Raw genomic sequence first — 15327 nt, 5'->3', positions numbered from 1 at the left:
CCCATGCCGAACCCGACGACGCACACCGACGCCACCCCACGCAGCCTGCCCACCGACCGCGACGCTGGTCCCTTCGTGCCGCCCAGCCACATCACGCGGATGCGGGAGACCCGGCCGGTCAGCCCGCTGGTCTTCCCCGACGGGCACGAGGGCTGGATCGTCACCGGCTACGACGAGGTCCGCCAGGTCATGGCCGACACCCGGTTCAGCTCCCGGCAGGACCTCGGCGTCGTGCACGAGCCGTACGTGGTCCCCGGCATGCCCGTGGTCACCGAACCATCGCCGCAGGTGCCCGGCCTGTTCATCGCCATGGACCCGCCTGACCACACCCGGCTGCGGCGCAAGCTCACCGGCGCCTTCACCGTCAAACGCATGCGGCAGCTGGAAGAGCACATCAACGAGATCGTCGAACGGCAGCTGGACGAGCTGGCCCGGCTGACCCCGCCGGTCGACCTGGTCAAGGAGTTCACGCTGCCGGTGCCCTCGCTGGTGATCTGCGAACTGCTCGGCGTCCCCTACGCTGACCGCGCGGACTTCCAGGCCAACTCCACCAGGTTCCTGGACATGAGCCTGACCATCGAGGAGAAGATGGCCGCCTACGGCGCCCTGGCCGGCTACCTCGCCGCCCTGGTCACCGGCAAACGCGCCGAGCCGGGCGAGGACATCCTCTCCGACCTGGCCCGCCAGGAGGACCTGAGCATCGAGGAGCTGACCGGCATCGGCTTCCTGCTGCTGCTCGCCGGTCACGAGACCACCGCGAACATGTTGGCACTGGGCACTTTCGCGCTCGTGGAACACCCCGACCAGCTGGCCGAGCTGCGCGCGAACCCGGACCTGCTGCCCGGCGCGGTCGAGGAGCTCCTGCGCTACCTGTCCATCGCCGACATCTTCTACCGCTACGCCACCGAGGACCTCGAACTCGGCGGCGAGACCATCCCCCAGGGCGCCACCGTCGTGGTCTCCCTGCTCACCGCCAACCACGACCCCCACCGCTTCGAGGACCCCGCCACCCTGGACATCCACCGCAACGCCCGCGGCCACCTGTCCTTCGGCCACGGCATCCACCAGTGCCTCGGCCAGCAGCTGGCCCGCATCGAGATGCGCGCCGGTTTCGCGGGCCTGCTGCGCCGCTTCCCGACCATCCAGCTGGCTATCCCGGCCAGCGAGGTGAAGCTGCGCACCAACATGCGGATCTACGGCGTGCACGAACTTCCGGTCACCTGGACGGAAACGGCCTGAACCGGTTGGCGAGCCGCTAGCGATGGTGGTCACCGCCCCGCACCGAATGCATCAGCGCCGCATACCCGTCCTCCAGCGTCGGTTCGTCCACCGGCACCCCGGCCGGCGGCGACCCACCGGCGATCCGGTAGCGCATACCCCCTTCGGCGGCCCAGGCGTTGACCACCACGCCGGCCGCCGGGTCCGGGGGCTGGTCGGCGGTGATCGTGTAGGTCCGGCCGCGGGCCGCCTCGGTCAGGTCCCGGGTGGCGCCGTGGTAGGCCACCCGGCCCTGGGCCAGCACCACCGTCTCGGCGCAGGTCTGGGCCACGTCGCCGAGGATGTGCGTGGCCAGCAGCACGGTGCGGCCGCCGAGACCGCCGAGCAGGGTCCGGAACCGCATGCGCTCCTCCGGGTCCAGGTTGGCGGTGGGCTCGTCCACCACCAGCAGCCGGGGCTCGCCGAGCAGCGCCTGCGCGATGCCCAGCCTGCGTTTGGCCCCGGTGGAGTACCGGCCGATCCGCTCATCGGCGATCCCGGTCAGCGCGGTCTGTGCCAGCAGGCGCTCGATCTCCTCCGCGCGGGCCCGGCGGCTCTCGATCCGTTTGAGCAGGGCCAGGTAGTCCAGGAACTCCCGGCCGGTCAGGTCCGGGTACGGGTCGAACTCCTGCGGCAAGTAGCCCAGCAGCTTCCGCAGCCGCTGCCTGCCCGAGGGCCGGTCCAGGTCGTGGCCGCCGACGCGCACCGATCCGCTGGTCGGCGCCAGCAGCCCGGTCAGCGTGCGCACCAGCGTGGTCTTGCCGGCGCCGTTGGCGCCGACCAGGCCGACCACGCCACCCGGCAGGGTCAGGTCGACCTCCGCCAGCGCCCGGTGACCGCCCCGGTAGACCTTGGTCAGCTGCCGGACCTCGATCCGGACCATGGCCGGCTCCCCTCGGTTCATCGTCGGCCCGCCACCAGGAACCTGGCCAGCACGAGCAGCGTCCCGGCCATCGCCAGCAGCAGGGCCAGGTTGAGCAGCGCGCTCTGCCCGGTCACCGGCGGCGCCAGCCCGGCGGGCTGTCCCTGCCCCGCCCACATCACGCGCGCGCCGAACAAGCCGCCAACCACGTAGTCCCCCGCCGGTGACAACACCGTGCCGGTGATCGACGGCCCGGGAAACAGCCGCGGGTTCCAGGCAATCGCCCACAGCCACACCGCGACCGTGGCCAGCCGGGCGACCGGCGCGCGCAGCACCAGCGCCAGCGTGGCGGCGAACGCGGTGAGCAGCACCGTCGCCGGGTACACCACGGTCAGGCAGGCCAGCACCGCCCAGCCCACGGCGGCCGGATCGGCGTGCCGGACGGCCAGCACCAGACCGACCACAAGCAGCAGGGCGGTCACCGGGGCCAGCGCGACACTGAGCGCACCACCGAGCGTGCCCAGCAGCCGGATGCCCGGACCGGCCGGTGTGGTGGCGAACAGGTCGGCCTGGCCCGCGGCTTCCCTGGCCCGCACCAGCCGGTCGGCCAGGGCGAACGCGATCACCAGCGGGGTCAGCAGGTTCAGCGTCAGCGCCCACTCGCCGAGCACCACCCTCGGCCCGGCGAGGCCGTAGGACATGCGGACCGAGGCCAGCGCGGTGACCGCCAGCACCAGCGTGACCCCGCCGAGGGCCACCCAGAGCAGCCTGCTGCGCGCGGTCATCCGCAGCTCGTACCGAAAGCCGCCGCGCAGGGCCAGGCTCACCGCGGCGCACCGCCGATCGGCAGTCCACCGCCGAGCAGCAGCGCGGGCACCCCGCCAGGCGAGGCGAGCAGCGCGTACCCGGTGCCGGCCGCGCCTGATCTCGTACCGCCACCTCATACCGCGCCCGCCACCCGCGGTTCCCGGCCCGCTCGCGCGGCCATCCGCACCGCGAGCGCGAACAACGCGACCGCCACCGCCATGGTCACCGGCGTGGTCGGCCAGACCAGGCGCAGCGCCGCCGCGAGCCCGGCCTCCGGGTGCAGTGCGGCACCCCTGGTCACCAGCCAGCCCGCGGCCCACACCAGCACCCCGCCGGTCAGGCCCGGCCACGGCGCCCGCCACACCGCGAGCACGGTCGCCACCGCCGCGGACAGCAGCGACGGACCAAGCCAGCTCGCCACCAGACCGGGCAGGGTGCTCGGCGAGCCCGCCGCCCACACGACCGCCGAGCCCGCCACGGCCAGCGCCAGGCCGAGCCCGAGCACCAGGGTGAGCCGGGCCAGGAACACCATCGCGGGCGAGACCGGCAGCGTCAGCGCCAGCTCGCTCCGGCGACCGCGCTCCGGTTCGCACCCCCACACCACGCCGAGCAGCAGGAGCAGGCTCACCATCGCGCCGAACACCCCGCCACCGCCAGACTGGCCGGGCAACCCGAGGACCACCGCGACCACCGCCGCGAAACCGGCCACCCCAGCCAGCACCAGCGCTCTCGGCAGCAGCCGCCACTGCCACCGCAGCAGCTGGCCGGCCAGGGACAAGGAGTCGCGCCACGAGGCAGCCGGTTCGACCGGCGGTTCGGCCAGCACCGGCCCCAGCAGCCGGTCGAAGTCCGGGGCGCGCACCGGTCCCAGCCGGTCGCGGTCCAGGCCCATCGCGGCGGCGACCACCTCGCCCAGCCCGGCGGCCCGCAGCTCGCACACCGCGCAGTCCTCCAGGTGCGCGCGGGCGGACTCCGAGAGCACCGCCGCCCGCAGCTGCTCCTCGCTGAGGTGGCTCATCTGCGCACCGCCTTCCTGGTCAGGATCTCCGACAGCTGCCCGCGCGCGGCCGACATCCGGCTCTTCACCGTGCCGACCGGCACCCCGAGCACCGCCGAGATGTCCTGATAGCCCAGCTCCTCCACCAGCGCCAGCTGCACCACCTCGGCCAGCGGGGCCGACAGCGAGTCGATCGCCGCCATGACCTCCCGGCGCCCGGCCTCGGCCAGCACCGCGGCCTCCACGTCCCCCGAGGGATCCGGCGGGTCCGGCGCGTCCTCCAGCGGCACCGACTCGGCCTCGCGCCGCCGCAGCCGGTTGTGCGCCTGCCGCCGCGCCACCCCGAACAGCCAGCCCCGCGCCGAGGACTCGCCGCGGAACCCGCCGGCGGACTGCCACACCGCGAGCCAGGTCTCCTGCAACAGGTCCTCGGCCAGCCTGGCGTCCGCGGTCAGCCGCCGGAGCAGCCGCAGCAGACCGGTGGCATGCCGCTCGTACAGCACGCGCAGCGCGCTGTCGTCTCCGGCTGCCACGGCTGTCAGCAGCGTCTCGTCACTGTCCATCGCCAGGTACGTAGCAATCCCTGTCTCCGCGGTTCACTCGAGTTCGCGAACCGGCCTCCGCGCCCCGCGACCAGGCGCCCGCACTCCCCGCCGAAGAGCGTCCGGCACCACGCGGGCGACGGTCAAATCAGCGACCGCCTGGTTCCCGCGGTGAACCTTCCGCCGCCCCGCCGCTACGTACGGGGTGCGAGCAACGCTGCTCACTCGAAGGGGGTCACATGACAACCAGGACGGTGCGCCGGGCCGAGGTCGGCCTGGGAGTCGTCACCGGAGTGGAGGTCTTCCGGTGCCGGCGGGGGATCCTGCCGTGGCTGATGCTGACAAGTCCGGTGGTGGTCTCGGTGCCGATGCTGATCGGGGCCGCGGTGACCGGGGACTGGCGGACCTTCGGTTCGCTGACGCTGACCGGCTGGGGCACGCTGCTGCCGGTGCTCATCGGCCTGCTGGCCGCGCTGTCGGTGCACCAGGACCGCGAGGCGTGGCTCTTCCTGCTGGCTTCGCCGGTGGACCGGGCCAGGCTGGTGCTGGGCAAGTTCCTCGCGCTGGGTGCTCTGCTGCTGGCCGCCAGCGCGGTGCTGGCGCTGACCCTGTGGATCGGCGCCACGGAAACCGGCGCGCCGGCCCCGCTGCCGGAGTGGGCCGCGGTGGGCGCGATGTGGGTCTCCGCCCTCGGCGTGCTGGGGCTGCTGCTGTTGTTGTCGCTGTCCGGCGGGCTGGCCGTGACGGTCGGCGCCGGGGCGCTCGGCGCGCTGTCCGGCGCGCTGACCGGGGACAAGTCGATCTGGTACCTGAACCCCTTCGGCTGGCCGCTGCGCTCGATGCTGCCCTTCGGCGAGGTGCACTCCAGCGGCACACCACTGGACAGGGACAGCCCGCTGCTGGCGGTCAGCCCGGTGTTCGCGGCCATGGGGCTGTCCCTGGCGGTCGCGGCCGTCGCGGTGGGGCTGGCCTGCGTTGTGTTGAAGCGCAAGGAGGTCTGAGGATGAACGCGGCTCTGGCGACCACGGACGTGGTCAAGGCATACCACGGCACGACGGTGCTGCACGGGGTGTCCCTCGAGGTGCCCGCGGGCGCGGTCACCGGACTGATCGGACCGAACGGCGCGGGCAAGACCACGCTGCTCAGCATCATCGCCGGGCTCCGGCGGGCCGACGGCGGCAGCGTCTCGGTCCGGGGAAGACCGTGGCGGCGCTGCGACCTGCGCGACATCGGTGTGCTGCTCGACCACCCAGGGCTGTGGCCGTTCCTGACCGGCAGGCAGCACCTGGAGTCGCACGCGAAGCTGCGCGGGGTGCCGCTGAGCCGGGTGGACGCCGTGCTGGATCAGCTGGACCTGCGCGCGCACGCCGATCGCAAGGCCGGCAACTACTCCCTGGGCATGCGGTGGCGCCTGGGCATCGCGATCGCCCTGCTCAGCGACCCACCGATGCTGATCCTGGACGAACCGGCCAACGGCCTCGACCCGGTAGGCATCCGGGACATGCGCGGCCTGATCCGTGCCATGGCCGGGCAGGGACGGGCGGTGCTGGTCTCCAGCCACCAGCTGCCCGAGGTGGCGCACACCTGCGACCGGGTGGCGGTGCTGGTCTCCGGCCGGATCCGCTATCAGGGCACGCTGGACGGCCTCGCCGCGGACGCCGACCTCGAGTCGGCGTTCTTCCGCCTGATCGAGTCCGCCCCGTGAGCCGCCGGACCGTCGAGCCGTGCCAGCTCCGCCAGCTGACGGTACGACTCCAGCATGTCCGCCCGGTCGTAGGTGCTCATGGTCACCAGCACCTCGTCCGCCCCCGTCCGTTCCACCAACTCGCCCAGCGCGGCCGCCACCTCCGCCGCGGTGCCATGGATCTGCCCGCGCAGCGCCTCCTCCAGCAACGTGCGTTCACGGGCGGTCAGCTCCAGGGCCAGCACCTCCTCCGGCGAGCGCAGCGGCGGGAACACTCCCCGGGTCCGCGAGTGCGCGGTGGACCACGCCTCGGGCAGCAACAGCCGCCGGGCCTGCTCGGTGGACTCCGCCACCGCGACTGTCGCGGCGACCACCACATACGGCTCCCGCGCCCACTCCGAAGGCCGGAAAGCGTTGCGGTACCGGGCAATCGCCTCGGTCGAGCGCGGTCCGCCCACCACCAGCGGCAGCCCGAACGCGGCCGCGATCTCCGCCCCCGCCCCGGTCGCCAGCAGGAACGGCGAGACCGCCATCCCCTCCCCCGGCCGGGCGTGCACGCCGGGGTGCGCCGACTGGTCCCCGGTGAAGTACCCGAGCAGCTCACCCAGCTGGTCGGCGAAGGCGTCCGCGGCCTCCTTGTCCTGTCCCAGTGCCCGCCGCACCCCGTTGGTGAACCCGACCGAACGCCCCAGCCCCATGTCGATCCGCCCCGGGTACAACGCCTCCAGCACCCCGAACTGCTCGGCCACCACCAACGGCCGGTGGTTGGGCAGCATCACCCCGCCGGTGCCCACCCGGATCCGCTCGGTGGCCGCCGCCACCGCCGCGGCCAGCACCGTCGGCGCCGACCCGGCCAGCCCCGGCACACTGTGGTGCTCGGAAACCCAGAACCGGTGATACCCCAGCTCCTCGGCCTGCCGCGCGAACCGCACGGTGTCCCGCAACGCCCGCGCGTCACTCTGGCCCTGCCTGGTGCTCGACCGGTCGAGCACGGAGAGTCGTACCGTCACACCAGGGACAACGCGGGCGGCGCGGGGAGATTCCCATGGGTGGTCAAGGCCACCGCGCCCGCGCTCACTTCGGGCCGAAGCGCACCCAGTCCGGTCCCCCGCCCTCCAGGTTCACGCCCTTCTCGATCACCGCCAGGTTGTGGTGGAAGTGCAGGCTCCTGATCTGCTGGTCCGTCGGCGTGGACCGGCGGCCGCCGGGCAGGATCTCCTCGTGGTTGAGGCCGTCGACCAGCGACTTCAGGAAGCCGAGGCTGGTGTGCGGCGCGTCGGGCTCCGCGCTGGTGCCGCCGAATCGGGGCCAGTAGGAGGTTTGCAGGTCTTCGATGGCGTAGTAGCCGCCGTCGCGGAGGTGCGGGAACAGCGTGTGGAAAGTGGTCAGCACGTCCTCGACGCGGTGGCTGCCGTCGTCGATCACGATGTCCGGCGGGCCGGTCCTGGCCACCACCGCCAGCAGCGCCCCGGGGTCGGACTGGTCGGCGCGCAGGGTGTGGATGCGTTGGCGCGCATGGGGAGTCTTGTCGTGCACGTCGACGCCGTAGATGGTGGCGCGCGGGAAGTAGTGCTTCCACATGCGCAGCGAACAACCGCCGGCGGCGGGGTCGGCGAATCCGCCGATGCCGATCTCCAGGACGGTCAGCGGGCGGTCGCGCAACGGCTCGAAGTAGCGCGGGTAGTGCTGGGTGTAGCGGTGGATGCCCCACTTGTCCGACTCGTAGCGGCTGGCCAGCTCGGTCAGCGTCACCTCATCGCGATGGTCCATTGTGGACAGAAGGCGCTGGGTGACGGCGAACCAGACCGGCGGGCGGCGGAAGGAGGCGATGTCGCCGGAGTCGCGCAGTTCCACCTGGCGGGTGGCCGGACCGGCCGCGCCGCGGGGGCCGAGGAGCTGACGGATCACTTCCCCGAGCTGCTGGCCGATGGTGGCGTGCGGGGTCGCGGACCGGCCAGTGGTGTGGGTGGCGCCGGAGCCGGCGACCGTGACCAGGCAGGCGGTGGTGGTGTCGCGGTGGCCGAACAGCAGCTGGATCTCAATCTCCGTGCCGGGGTCCAGGCGTGGCGGGTCGAGGCGGAAGGCGATCTCGTCGGTGGCGATCTCGGCGCAGCGGCCGGGGCCGAGGTCGTCGATGAGTGCGGCGAGGTCGTCGGGATGGCCGCCCGCGGCGGCGGCAAGTCTCATGACGTCGGTGCGCATCTGTGTCCCCCCTGGATCACGTGGTGTGCCGCCCAGTTCTAGCAGGTTCGTTTCCCGGTAACGGCACGGCGACCGTGCGTACCATGGCCTGGTAGTCAGGGGGGAAAACCATGTCTGAACACGCGATTGTCACGGAGAAGCTGACCAAGCGATATCCGGGCGGACAGACCGCCGTCGTCGATCTGGACCTGCGGGTGCGCCGCGGTGAGGTCTACGGGTTCCTCGGCCGCAACGGCGCGGGCAAGACCACCACCATGCGCATGCTGATGGGGCTCATCCGGCCCACCGCCGGGCACGCGTCCGTGCTCGGTGAAGCGCCGGGGAATCCGCGCGGGCTGGCCGGGATCGGCGCGCTGATCGAGTATCCGGCCTTCTACCCGCACCTGTCCGGCCGGGACAACCTGCGCGTGCTGGCCCGGTCCTGCGGCATGCCCGACTCCCGGGTGGAGCGGGTGCTCACCCAGGTCGAGCTGGCGGAGCGGGGCGGTGACCGGTTCCGCGCCTACTCGCAGGGCATGAAGCAGCGGCTGGGCATCGCGGCGGCGCTGCTGAAGGACTGCGAACTGCTGATCCTGGACGAGCCGACCAACGGCATGGACCCGTCGGGCATGGCCGCCATGCGGGACCTGATCCGCTCGCTCGGCTCGGCCGGACGCACGGTGCTGCTGTCCAGTCATCTGCTCGGCGAGGTGGAGCAGGTGTGCGACCGGGTGGGCGTGATCCAGCAGGGGCGGCTGATCGCCGAGGGCAGCGTCGCCGAACTCACCTCCTCGCTGGACGCTGGGCGACTGGTGATCACGGCGAGTCCCCGGCAGCGCGCGGCCGAGGTGCTGCGGCGGCATCCCTCGGTCCGCTCTGTCCGGCAGGAGGGGGAGGACCTGCTGGTCAGCGCGCCGGTGGAGCTCATCGGCGCGCTGAACCGGGAGCTGGTGCTGGCGGAGGTGACGGTGACCCACCTGCGTGCGGTGCGCCATTCGCTGGAAGAGGTCTTCCTGGAGCTCACCGTGGACGAGGAGCCGGCGGGGGTGCCGTCATGACCGCCGCGCTGCGCTCGGAGCTGCTCGCCATCCGCAGGCGCCCGGCCGCCTGGCTGCTCGGCGGCTGCTGGCTGGCGCAGACCCTGCTGTTCACCTCCACCGTGCCCTACATCGTCTACCGCACCCAGTCCGGCAGTGCGGCGGCGAACCCGGAGCAGGCCGGCGCGATGCTGCGCAACCTGCTGCCGGAAAGCCTGGTGGCCAACACGCTCATGTCCTTCCCGATGTTCGGCGGCGCGATCATGGTGATCTTGGGCGCGGTGCTGATGGGCGGGGAGTACCGGTGGCACACCTGGGGCCCGCTGTTCACCCAGGGGCCTGGCCGGATGGCGGTGCTGCTGGCGAAGTTCCTGACCATGGCGGTGGCCGTGCTGGGCATCGTGCTGGCCACCTTCGTGTTCAGCTCGTTGCTGCGCCTGGTCATGGCCGGGGTGGAGAGCGGGCCGGTGGTCTTCCCCGATCCGCTCACCGTGCTCGCCGGGATCGGCGCCTGCTGGCTGCTCGGCCTGGCCTGCGCGACGCTCGGCTTCTTCCTCGCCTCGGCCTTCCGCAGCGCCGGCACCGGCCTGGCCGTCGGCCTGGTGTGGTTGCTGGCGCTGGAGAACGCGGTCAACGGGCTGACCTTCGCACTGCCCGCGGTCAAGGCGGTGCAGACCCTGCTGATCGGGCCGAGCGGCGGCGCGATCGCGGCGGAACTGGGCGCGCGGCCACAGGGTTCGAGTGGCGGAGTGGCGATGTTGGTGGTGGATGTGACCAGCGCGCCGGTCGCGGTGCTGGTGCTCCTCGGCTACGTGCTGGTCTTCCTCGGGCTCAGCCTGCGGCTCGCCCGCGGCCGCGACATCCAGGGTTGAACCGGCCCGGGGTGGGCATCCTGCTGCACGTACACCCGCTGTCTAGCAGGGGAGCTGACATATGAGCACCGGAGACAAGATCGACGCCAAGGCCGACCAGGTCAAGGGAAAGATCAAGGAAGCCACCGGCCGTGCCACCGATGACGAGGGCATGGAGGCCGAGGGCCGTGGCGACCAGGCCAAGGGCGACCTGAAGCAGGGTGTGGAGAAGGCGAAGGACGCGGTCAAGAACATCGTCAAGGACTGACGCGTCCGGCTCGGCGGCGGGTGAGGCCCTCATCACCCGCCGCGCCGGGGTCAGATCATCCCGGCGCGCATCGCGTAGGCCACCGCGTGCGGCCGGTTCTTCAGCTTCAGCCGCTGGGTGACACCGGAGATCACGTTCTTCACGGTCCGCTCGGAGTAGCAGAGCCGGGTGGCGATCTCCGCGGTGTCCCAGCCGTCGGCCATCAACCGCAGCACGTCGACCTCGCGCGGACTCAGCCCCGCGGCGTTCATGCCCTTGGGCGCCAACAGTTCCCGTTGCAGTCGCTCCACGTGCTTGAGCAGCTCGCCGAGCATCGCCGGCGGCAGCACCCCGCCGCCCGCCGCGGCCGCGCGGACCCCGTGCAGCAGCCGGTCACCGGTGGCCGCCGCCCTGGGCAGCACCGCGACCACCCGGCATTCCACCGCCGCGAGCAGTTCGGACTCCTCCAACTGGTTGACCACCAGTACAACCGGTACGCCACCGTTGTTGGCCGCCCGGCGCAGCAGCGAGAGCAGCTCGGGGGTCAGCGCGTCGGCGGCGACCACCCGGACGTCGGCGCGTGGCGACTGCAGGCCTTCCTCGACCGCCATCTCGGCGCAGGCGCGCAGCGTGCCGGAGAGGCCGGCGGCGGTGAGTGGATCTGGTGCGTAGACCGCGACGCGGATTGCTTCCACTGCGTTCTCCCCGTACGTGGTGGGCCAACACCGCCAATCCTCACCCTGAGTGACGCAGGAGACATCGGCCACCTGACGGTGTCCCCGCGGAAGTGGGTTGACCTGCACTGACCGTGGTCCGCACGGGCAACTCCGCTGGTGCGCGAGGGCAACCTGCGGATACCTGCGGTGGCGACCTGTGGACGACGTGCCTCGTCATCCGGCCGGGTCAGCCGGCGCGGCGGCGGAAGACCTCCCTGGCGATCTCCACCCGGCCGCGCATGCCGAGCTTGCCCAGGATGTGCGAGATGTGGGTCTGCACGGTCCGGGGGGACAGGAACAGTCCGGCGGCGATGCCGGGGGTGGACTGGCCGTCGGCGACGAGCTCGGCGATGCGCAGTTCGGTGGGGGTCAGCGCGTCCCAGCCGGTCAGCTCGCGTGCGGCGCGGCGGCCGCGCACCCCCCGGCGGACCCCGTGTTCGCGGAGCCTGCCCTCGGCGCGGCGGATGTCCCATTCGGCGCCGAGCTCGCCGTAGCGGGTGACCGCCTCGTGCAGCGCCTCCCTGGCCTCGGCGTGCTCCCCGGTCGCGGCGAGCACGGTGGCCAGGTCCTCCAGTGCCGCGGCCAGCTCGACCGCGGGACCGGTGGCGCGGTAATGATCGACGGCGGCGCGCAGCGGCACCGGGTCACCGTCGAGAAGTCCTTGGCAGCGCAGCAAAGCCGCGGCGGCGCGGCCGGGTGCGGACTCCGCGCCGGCCTCGGCGCGGCAGGCGGCCAGCGCGGCGCGGGCGGTGTCCGGCTCCTCGTTGGCCAGGGCGAGACGGAGCAGGTCGGGCAGCCACTGGTGGATCAGCGACATCTCGCCGGGCCGCCGGTCCAGCAGCGTGCCGGCCAGGGTGGTCATGGCCGCGCGCGGGTCGCCGTCCTGTTCCAGCACCACGCTGCGCGCGGCGATGAGGAAGTCCTGGTTCTCCCGGTCGCCGATGGTGCTGACCGACAGGGCGGCGCCGTCGCGCAGGTGCGCGCGGGCGGCCTCGCGGTGGTCCTGGCGGGCGGCGATCAGCGCGGCCACCCCATGCCACAGCAGTGACGGCCCGGGTTCGCGCAGCCCTGAGTAGGTGAAGCCAACCCCGGTCAGGTGCTCCGGGTCGAGCTCGGCGCGGGCGTCCGCCCACTCGCCGAGCCAGTACCGCAGCACCGCCGTGGTCACCCCCGGCCTGACCGCGGCGGACCCCCGCACGCCGCCGTCGCGTTCCTGGCGCAGCGCGGCCGCGGCTTCCGGCCAGCGGGCGAGGTTCTGCAGGGTGAAGATCCGCGCGTCCTGGGCGAAGGCCAGCAGGTCGGTGTGGTCCGGTCCGGCGCGCAACACCTCCAGCGCCCGGTCGAGACTGGCCAGCGCGGCGAGGTGGTCACGGCGGACGGACTGGTTGACCCACAGCACGGTCAGCGCGTAGGCGGTGCCGAAGGAGTCGCCGACGCTCTCGGCCATGTGCAGCGCCTGCCGCGCGGTCCGATCGGCCGCCTCGACATCGCCCTCCCCCGCCCGCTGGTACATGGCCAGCGACCCGAGCAACCGGGCCCGCCAGGCCACCGGCAGGTCGGTGCGGGCGAGCGCACGCCGCACCGCCTCCACCGCCTCGGTGTTGCGGCCCAGGCTGAACAACGCCCGCACCAGCACGAAGTACATCTCGGCCCGGTGCCCGGTCCGGCTCGCCGCGGCCAGGCCCTGCCGCGCCCGCACCACCGCCTCGTCGTGGCGGGCGACGCCGAGCAGCACCCAGGCGAGCACCACGAGCAGGGCCTCACCGTGCTCGTCCTCGACCACGGCCTGGTCCACATCGCGGCAGAGCAGCTCGATCGCGATCTCCGGCGCGTGCGCGGCCAGCGCGATCGCCGTGCCGGCCAGCCACTCCCGCGCCCAGGCATCCCCCGGCTGCCCGGAGGCGAGCAGCTGCTCGGCCACCCGCAGCGCCCCGCCACCGGAGTCGGCCAGCGTCTGCGCCGCCTCCCGGTGCAGGGCGGCCCGCAGCGCGGCGGGCATGCCGTCGTAGAGCGCCTGCCGGATCAGCGGATGCCGGAACGCCATGTGGCTGCCGGCGTCCACCACGATCCCCGCGGCCAGCGCGTCCTGCAGCCCCAGCACCAGCTCCGCGGCCGGCCGCCGCATCAGCACCGCGACCTCGGTGACCGCGAACCGCCCGCCCAGCAACGCGGCCATCCGCAGGATCTCCGCCGACCCTTCCGGCACCACCCGCAACCGCCCGGTCAACGCCTCCGCGAACGAGCTCGGCAACCGCGCCCCCCGCCCCGAGGCGCCGCTGCGCCGTGCCGCGTCAGCCAGCTCCCGCAGGTAGAGCGGATTGCCCAACGCGAGCTCCCGCAACCGATCCCGCACCGCCGCAGGCAGCTCCCCCAGCCCAGGCAACCCCGCCAGCAACGCCGCGGCCTGCCCGTCCGCGAGCGGCTCCAGCACCAGCAGCGGATGCCCCCGCCGCGCCAGGGCGGCACGCAGGTCCTGGACCTCGCGGCGGCGCGGCACCGGCCGGCAGGTGGTGACGAGCAGGAGCGGAAGCTGGTCGACCGCGGTCACCAGCCGGTGCCACATCAGGAAGGAGGCCTCGTCGAGGTACTGGAGGTCATCCACCACGAGCACGGTCGGCCCGGCGGTGCACAACTCGTCCACCAGCCCCACCAGCAGCTCGATCTCCACCCACCCGACGTCCGTCGCCTCCAGCAACCCCAGCCGCCGCTCCCGCAACGCCGCCGCGATCCGCGCCCGCCGCGGATCAGCCGACCGCGGCCCGACCTGCAACAGGTCCAACATCACCCGCAACGGCGACCGCTGCGACATCGGATCGGCGACCCCGGCCAGCACGCCGTACCCGGCCGCCCGCGCCACCTCCAGCCCCCGCGCCACCAACGCCGACTTCCCAATCCCCGGCTCCCCCTCAACCCACACCACCGCGCCGGTACCGCGACCAAGGTTCTCCACGGCGGACCGGAACACGGCGAGTTCCGCCTCACGACCGATCCACACGTCGGACGGGGGCTCGGGCTGCATGCGCAGTAACTTACGACCCGGCCGGATCCGGTCGCCACAAGCCCGCAGGCGGGTTGCGGCGGGGCGCGCAGGTCACGCGGAGCGCGGGGCGGGTGATCGGGATTGGCGTGGCGGGGCGGTGGCGGCCCGTCTGCCCCCTGGCTCCAACGCGGGCGCGGTCGCCGCGGCCGAGGGACAACCCGGCCTGGCCGCGACGGCGAGCGAACGCGTTACGGCAAGGCGACAAGGCGCGGCGCGACGGCGAAGGGTCGCGAGCAGGCGCGAACGGCGCCGGGTGGCAGCGGTGGCGGGAACGGGCAGCCGCGGTGGCGAACAGTGAAGCGGCAGCTAGCGGGGGCCGCGGCGGCAAACGCCGGCGCGGACGGCGAACAGCGGCGGGCGGTACCGCAGCGGCTACCGGCGGGGCTCGGGGCGGCCGGTCAGTCCGTGAAGCTGCCGGACAGGTTGGCGGTGTTCTTGGTGCCGGGCGAGCCGCCGCCACCGGTGCGCGTCACGAGCTTTCCGTTGACCGTGGCGGTCGCGGACATGGTTCCGCCGGTGTGCTGCATGGTCAGCTTCCACTCGTGGCGTCCGCTTCCGAACGGGACCGTGACGGTTTTACGCCACGGCAGTTTCACCGACTCCTCCTCGCTGACCTTCCCGTCGAGGGTGAAGGTGACGGTGGAGAGAGTGGCCGAGCCGGTCACCTCGAGCTCCAGCAGGTGTTGTGCGGTCGCGGAACTCTCGGAAGTCGCGGCACCGCTCGCCGAGGACGCGGGGGCCTGGGGTGGTGTGGGCGAGGTCGGGGGTGCCGGGTTCCCGCACGCGGTGAGCAGGGCCGCGGACAGGAGTGCGACGACGACGGTTCGGGTCATGGCTGCCAGTAGATCCGCGGCCGTGGGAACGGGCAACGCGGCGGGCCGGTTCCTGCCATGCTCTCCGCGGCTGCGGACTCGCGCCATGCTCGGGCTCGTCCCGTGCTTCCGCCTCGCTCCATGCTTCTGCGGCATCGGCGTGCGACCCGGTGGTCCGCTGCCGCGCGGCCTGGCGGTCCGGCGCTGCCGTCGACCGGTGCTTCGCCGCTGCCGTCGAGCCGCTTCCGCTCTGGTCGGGTGGACTGCCTCCTTCGTGGTCGGTTGGATCGCTTC

The 15327-nt window shown here is 73.1% G+C and carries 15 protein-coding genes; 6 read left to right on the top strand and 9 right to left on the bottom strand.

Going from position 1 to position 15327, the window contains the following annotated elements; genetic code table 11:
• Window positions 1–3 precede the first annotated feature (3 nt).
• Window positions 4–1239: a cytochrome P450 gene (locus tag ACWDY5_RS23030; RefSeq protein ID WP_449724231.1), complete on the top strand. Its 1236-nt coding sequence runs from the start codon at window positions 4–6 to the stop codon at window positions 1237–1239.
• Between the two features lie 16 nt (window positions 1240–1255).
• Here ACWDY5_RS23030 and ACWDY5_RS23025 read toward each other — a convergent pair whose 3' ends face one another.
• The 4 genes from ACWDY5_RS23025 to ACWDY5_RS23010 form a co-directional block, all read right to left on the bottom strand.
• A complete protein-coding gene (locus ACWDY5_RS23025; RefSeq protein WP_449724230.1) occupies window positions 1256–2161 on the bottom strand; it encodes an ATP-binding cassette domain-containing protein in 906 nt (301 codons plus the stop codon).
• Window positions 2158–2946 (bottom strand): hypothetical protein, encoded by a 789-nt coding sequence (locus tag ACWDY5_RS23020; protein ID WP_449724229.1) that lies wholly within the window; start codon window positions 2944–2946, stop codon window positions 2158–2160. Before ACWDY5_RS23020 ends, ACWDY5_RS23025 begins: the two co-directional genes overlap by 4 nt.
• 113 nt (window positions 2947–3059) lie before the next feature.
• Window positions 3060–3944 carry a hypothetical protein gene (locus ACWDY5_RS23015; RefSeq protein WP_449724228.1) on the bottom strand — a complete coding sequence of 295 codons (885 nt, stop codon included), beginning with the start codon at window positions 3942–3944 and terminating at the stop codon, window positions 3060–3062.
• The gene (locus tag ACWDY5_RS23010; protein ID WP_449724227.1) at window positions 3941–4486 is read right to left on the bottom strand and encodes an RNA polymerase sigma factor; all 546 of its coding nucleotides are present in this window, start codon (window positions 4484–4486) and stop codon (window positions 3941–3943) included. The genes ACWDY5_RS23015 and ACWDY5_RS23010 overlap by 4 nt, the downstream gene beginning before the upstream one ends.
• A gap of 218 nt (window positions 4487–4704) precedes the next feature.
• Here ACWDY5_RS23010 and ACWDY5_RS23005 point away from each other — a divergent pair, with 218 nt between their 5' ends.
• Complete coding sequence (locus ACWDY5_RS23005; RefSeq protein WP_449724226.1) at window positions 4705–5466, top strand: ABC transporter permease; 762 nt, start codon at window positions 4705–4707, stop codon at window positions 5464–5466.
• A gap of 2 nt (window positions 5467–5468) precedes the next feature.
• Window positions 5469–6170, top strand: a complete 702-nt coding sequence (locus ACWDY5_RS23000) for an ABC transporter ATP-binding protein (protein ID WP_449724225.1) — start codon at window positions 5469–5471, stop codon at window positions 6168–6170.
• On the opposite strand, the gene ACWDY5_RS22995 is transcribed toward ACWDY5_RS23000, so the two are convergent.
• Window positions 6092–7159: an MsnO8 family LLM class oxidoreductase gene (locus ACWDY5_RS22995; RefSeq protein ID WP_449724224.1), complete on the bottom strand. Its 1068-nt coding sequence runs from the start codon at window positions 7157–7159 to the stop codon at window positions 6092–6094. The two genes, ACWDY5_RS23000 and ACWDY5_RS22995, sit on opposite strands and share 79 nt — an antisense overlap.
• 64 nt (window positions 7160–7223) lie before the next feature.
• Entirely contained in the window at window positions 7224–8351 is a 1128-nt protein-coding gene (locus ACWDY5_RS22990; protein WP_449724223.1) for a class I SAM-dependent methyltransferase, read from the bottom strand.
• Between the two features lie 110 nt (window positions 8352–8461).
• Here ACWDY5_RS22990 and ACWDY5_RS22985 point away from each other — a divergent pair, with 110 nt between their 5' ends.
• The 3 genes from ACWDY5_RS22985 to ACWDY5_RS22975 all read left to right on the top strand — a co-directional run bounded on the left by ACWDY5_RS22985 (window position 8462) and on the right by ACWDY5_RS22975 (window position 10486).
• Window positions 8462–9388, top strand: coding sequence for an ATP-binding cassette domain-containing protein (locus tag ACWDY5_RS22985; RefSeq protein ID WP_449724222.1), 927 nt, complete (start codon window positions 8462–8464; stop codon window positions 9386–9388).
• Entirely contained in the window at window positions 9385–10239 is an 855-nt protein-coding gene (locus tag ACWDY5_RS22980) for an ABC transporter permease (protein ID WP_449724221.1), read from the top strand. Before ACWDY5_RS22985 ends, ACWDY5_RS22980 begins: the two co-directional genes overlap by 4 nt.
• A gap of 61 nt (window positions 10240–10300) precedes the next feature.
• Window positions 10301–10486 (top strand): CsbD family protein, encoded by a 186-nt coding sequence (locus tag ACWDY5_RS22975; RefSeq protein WP_252482030.1) that lies wholly within the window; start codon window positions 10301–10303, stop codon window positions 10484–10486.
• 50 nt (window positions 10487–10536) lie between these two features.
• Here ACWDY5_RS22975 and ACWDY5_RS22970 read toward each other — a convergent pair whose 3' ends face one another.
• The 3 genes from ACWDY5_RS22970 to ACWDY5_RS22960 all read right to left on the bottom strand — a co-directional run bounded on the left by ACWDY5_RS22970 (window position 10537) and on the right by ACWDY5_RS22960 (window position 14886).
• Window positions 10537–11160, bottom strand: coding sequence for a helix-turn-helix transcriptional regulator (locus ACWDY5_RS22970; protein ID WP_449724220.1), 624 nt, complete (start codon window positions 11158–11160; stop codon window positions 10537–10539).
• Window positions 11161–11368: 208 nt separating this feature from the next.
• Entirely contained in the window at window positions 11369–14200 is a 2832-nt protein-coding gene (locus ACWDY5_RS22965) for an ATP-binding protein (RefSeq protein ID WP_449724219.1), read from the bottom strand.
• 419 nt (window positions 14201–14619) lie between these two features.
• Entirely contained in the window at window positions 14620–14886 is a 267-nt protein-coding gene (locus ACWDY5_RS22960; RefSeq protein ID WP_449724218.1) for a hypothetical protein, read from the bottom strand.
• Window positions 14887–15327 lie beyond the last annotated feature (441 nt).

It is taken from the genome of Crossiella sp. NPDC003009 (assembly GCF_053591555.1).
Note: the sequence above shows the minus strand (reverse complement) of the source record. Positions and strands in the feature narration are given on the sequence as shown.

Excerpts from the sequence above, each read along its gene's own strand:
- ACWDY5_RS22965 (WP_449724219.1), bottom strand. The coding sequence starts at position 14,200 with ATGCAGCCCGAGCCCCCGTCCGACGTGTGGATCGGTCGTGAGGCGGAA.
- ACWDY5_RS22985 (WP_449724222.1), top strand. The coding sequence starts at position 8,462 with ATGTCTGAACACGCGATTGTCACGGAGAAGCTGACCAAGCGATATCCG.
- ACWDY5_RS23030 (WP_449724231.1), top strand. The coding sequence starts at position 4 with ATGCCGAACCCGACGACGCACACCGACGCCACCCCACGCAGCCTGCCC.
- ACWDY5_RS23010 (WP_449724227.1), bottom strand. The coding sequence starts at position 4,486 with ATGGACAGTGACGAGACGCTGCTGACAGCCGTGGCAGCCGGAGACGAC.
- ACWDY5_RS22975 (WP_252482030.1), top strand. The coding sequence starts at position 10,301 with ATGAGCACCGGAGACAAGATCGACGCCAAGGCCGACCAGGTCAAGGGA.
- ACWDY5_RS22990 (WP_449724223.1), bottom strand. The coding sequence starts at position 8,351 with ATGCGCACCGACGTCATGAGACTTGCCGCCGCCGCGGGCGGCCATCCC.
- ACWDY5_RS23025 (WP_449724230.1), bottom strand. The coding sequence starts at position 2,161 with ATGAACCGAGGGGAGCCGGCCATGGTCCGGATCGAGGTCCGGCAGCTG.
- ACWDY5_RS23000 (WP_449724225.1), top strand. The coding sequence starts at position 5,469 with ATGAACGCGGCTCTGGCGACCACGGACGTGGTCAAGGCATACCACGGC.
- ACWDY5_RS22980 (WP_449724221.1), top strand. The coding sequence starts at position 9,385 with ATGACCGCCGCGCTGCGCTCGGAGCTGCTCGCCATCCGCAGGCGCCCG.
- ACWDY5_RS23005 (WP_449724226.1), top strand. The coding sequence starts at position 4,705 with ATGACAACCAGGACGGTGCGCCGGGCCGAGGTCGGCCTGGGAGTCGTC.
- ACWDY5_RS23015 (WP_449724228.1), bottom strand. The coding sequence starts at position 3,944 with ATGAGCCACCTCAGCGAGGAGCAGCTGCGGGCGGCGGTGCTCTCGGAG.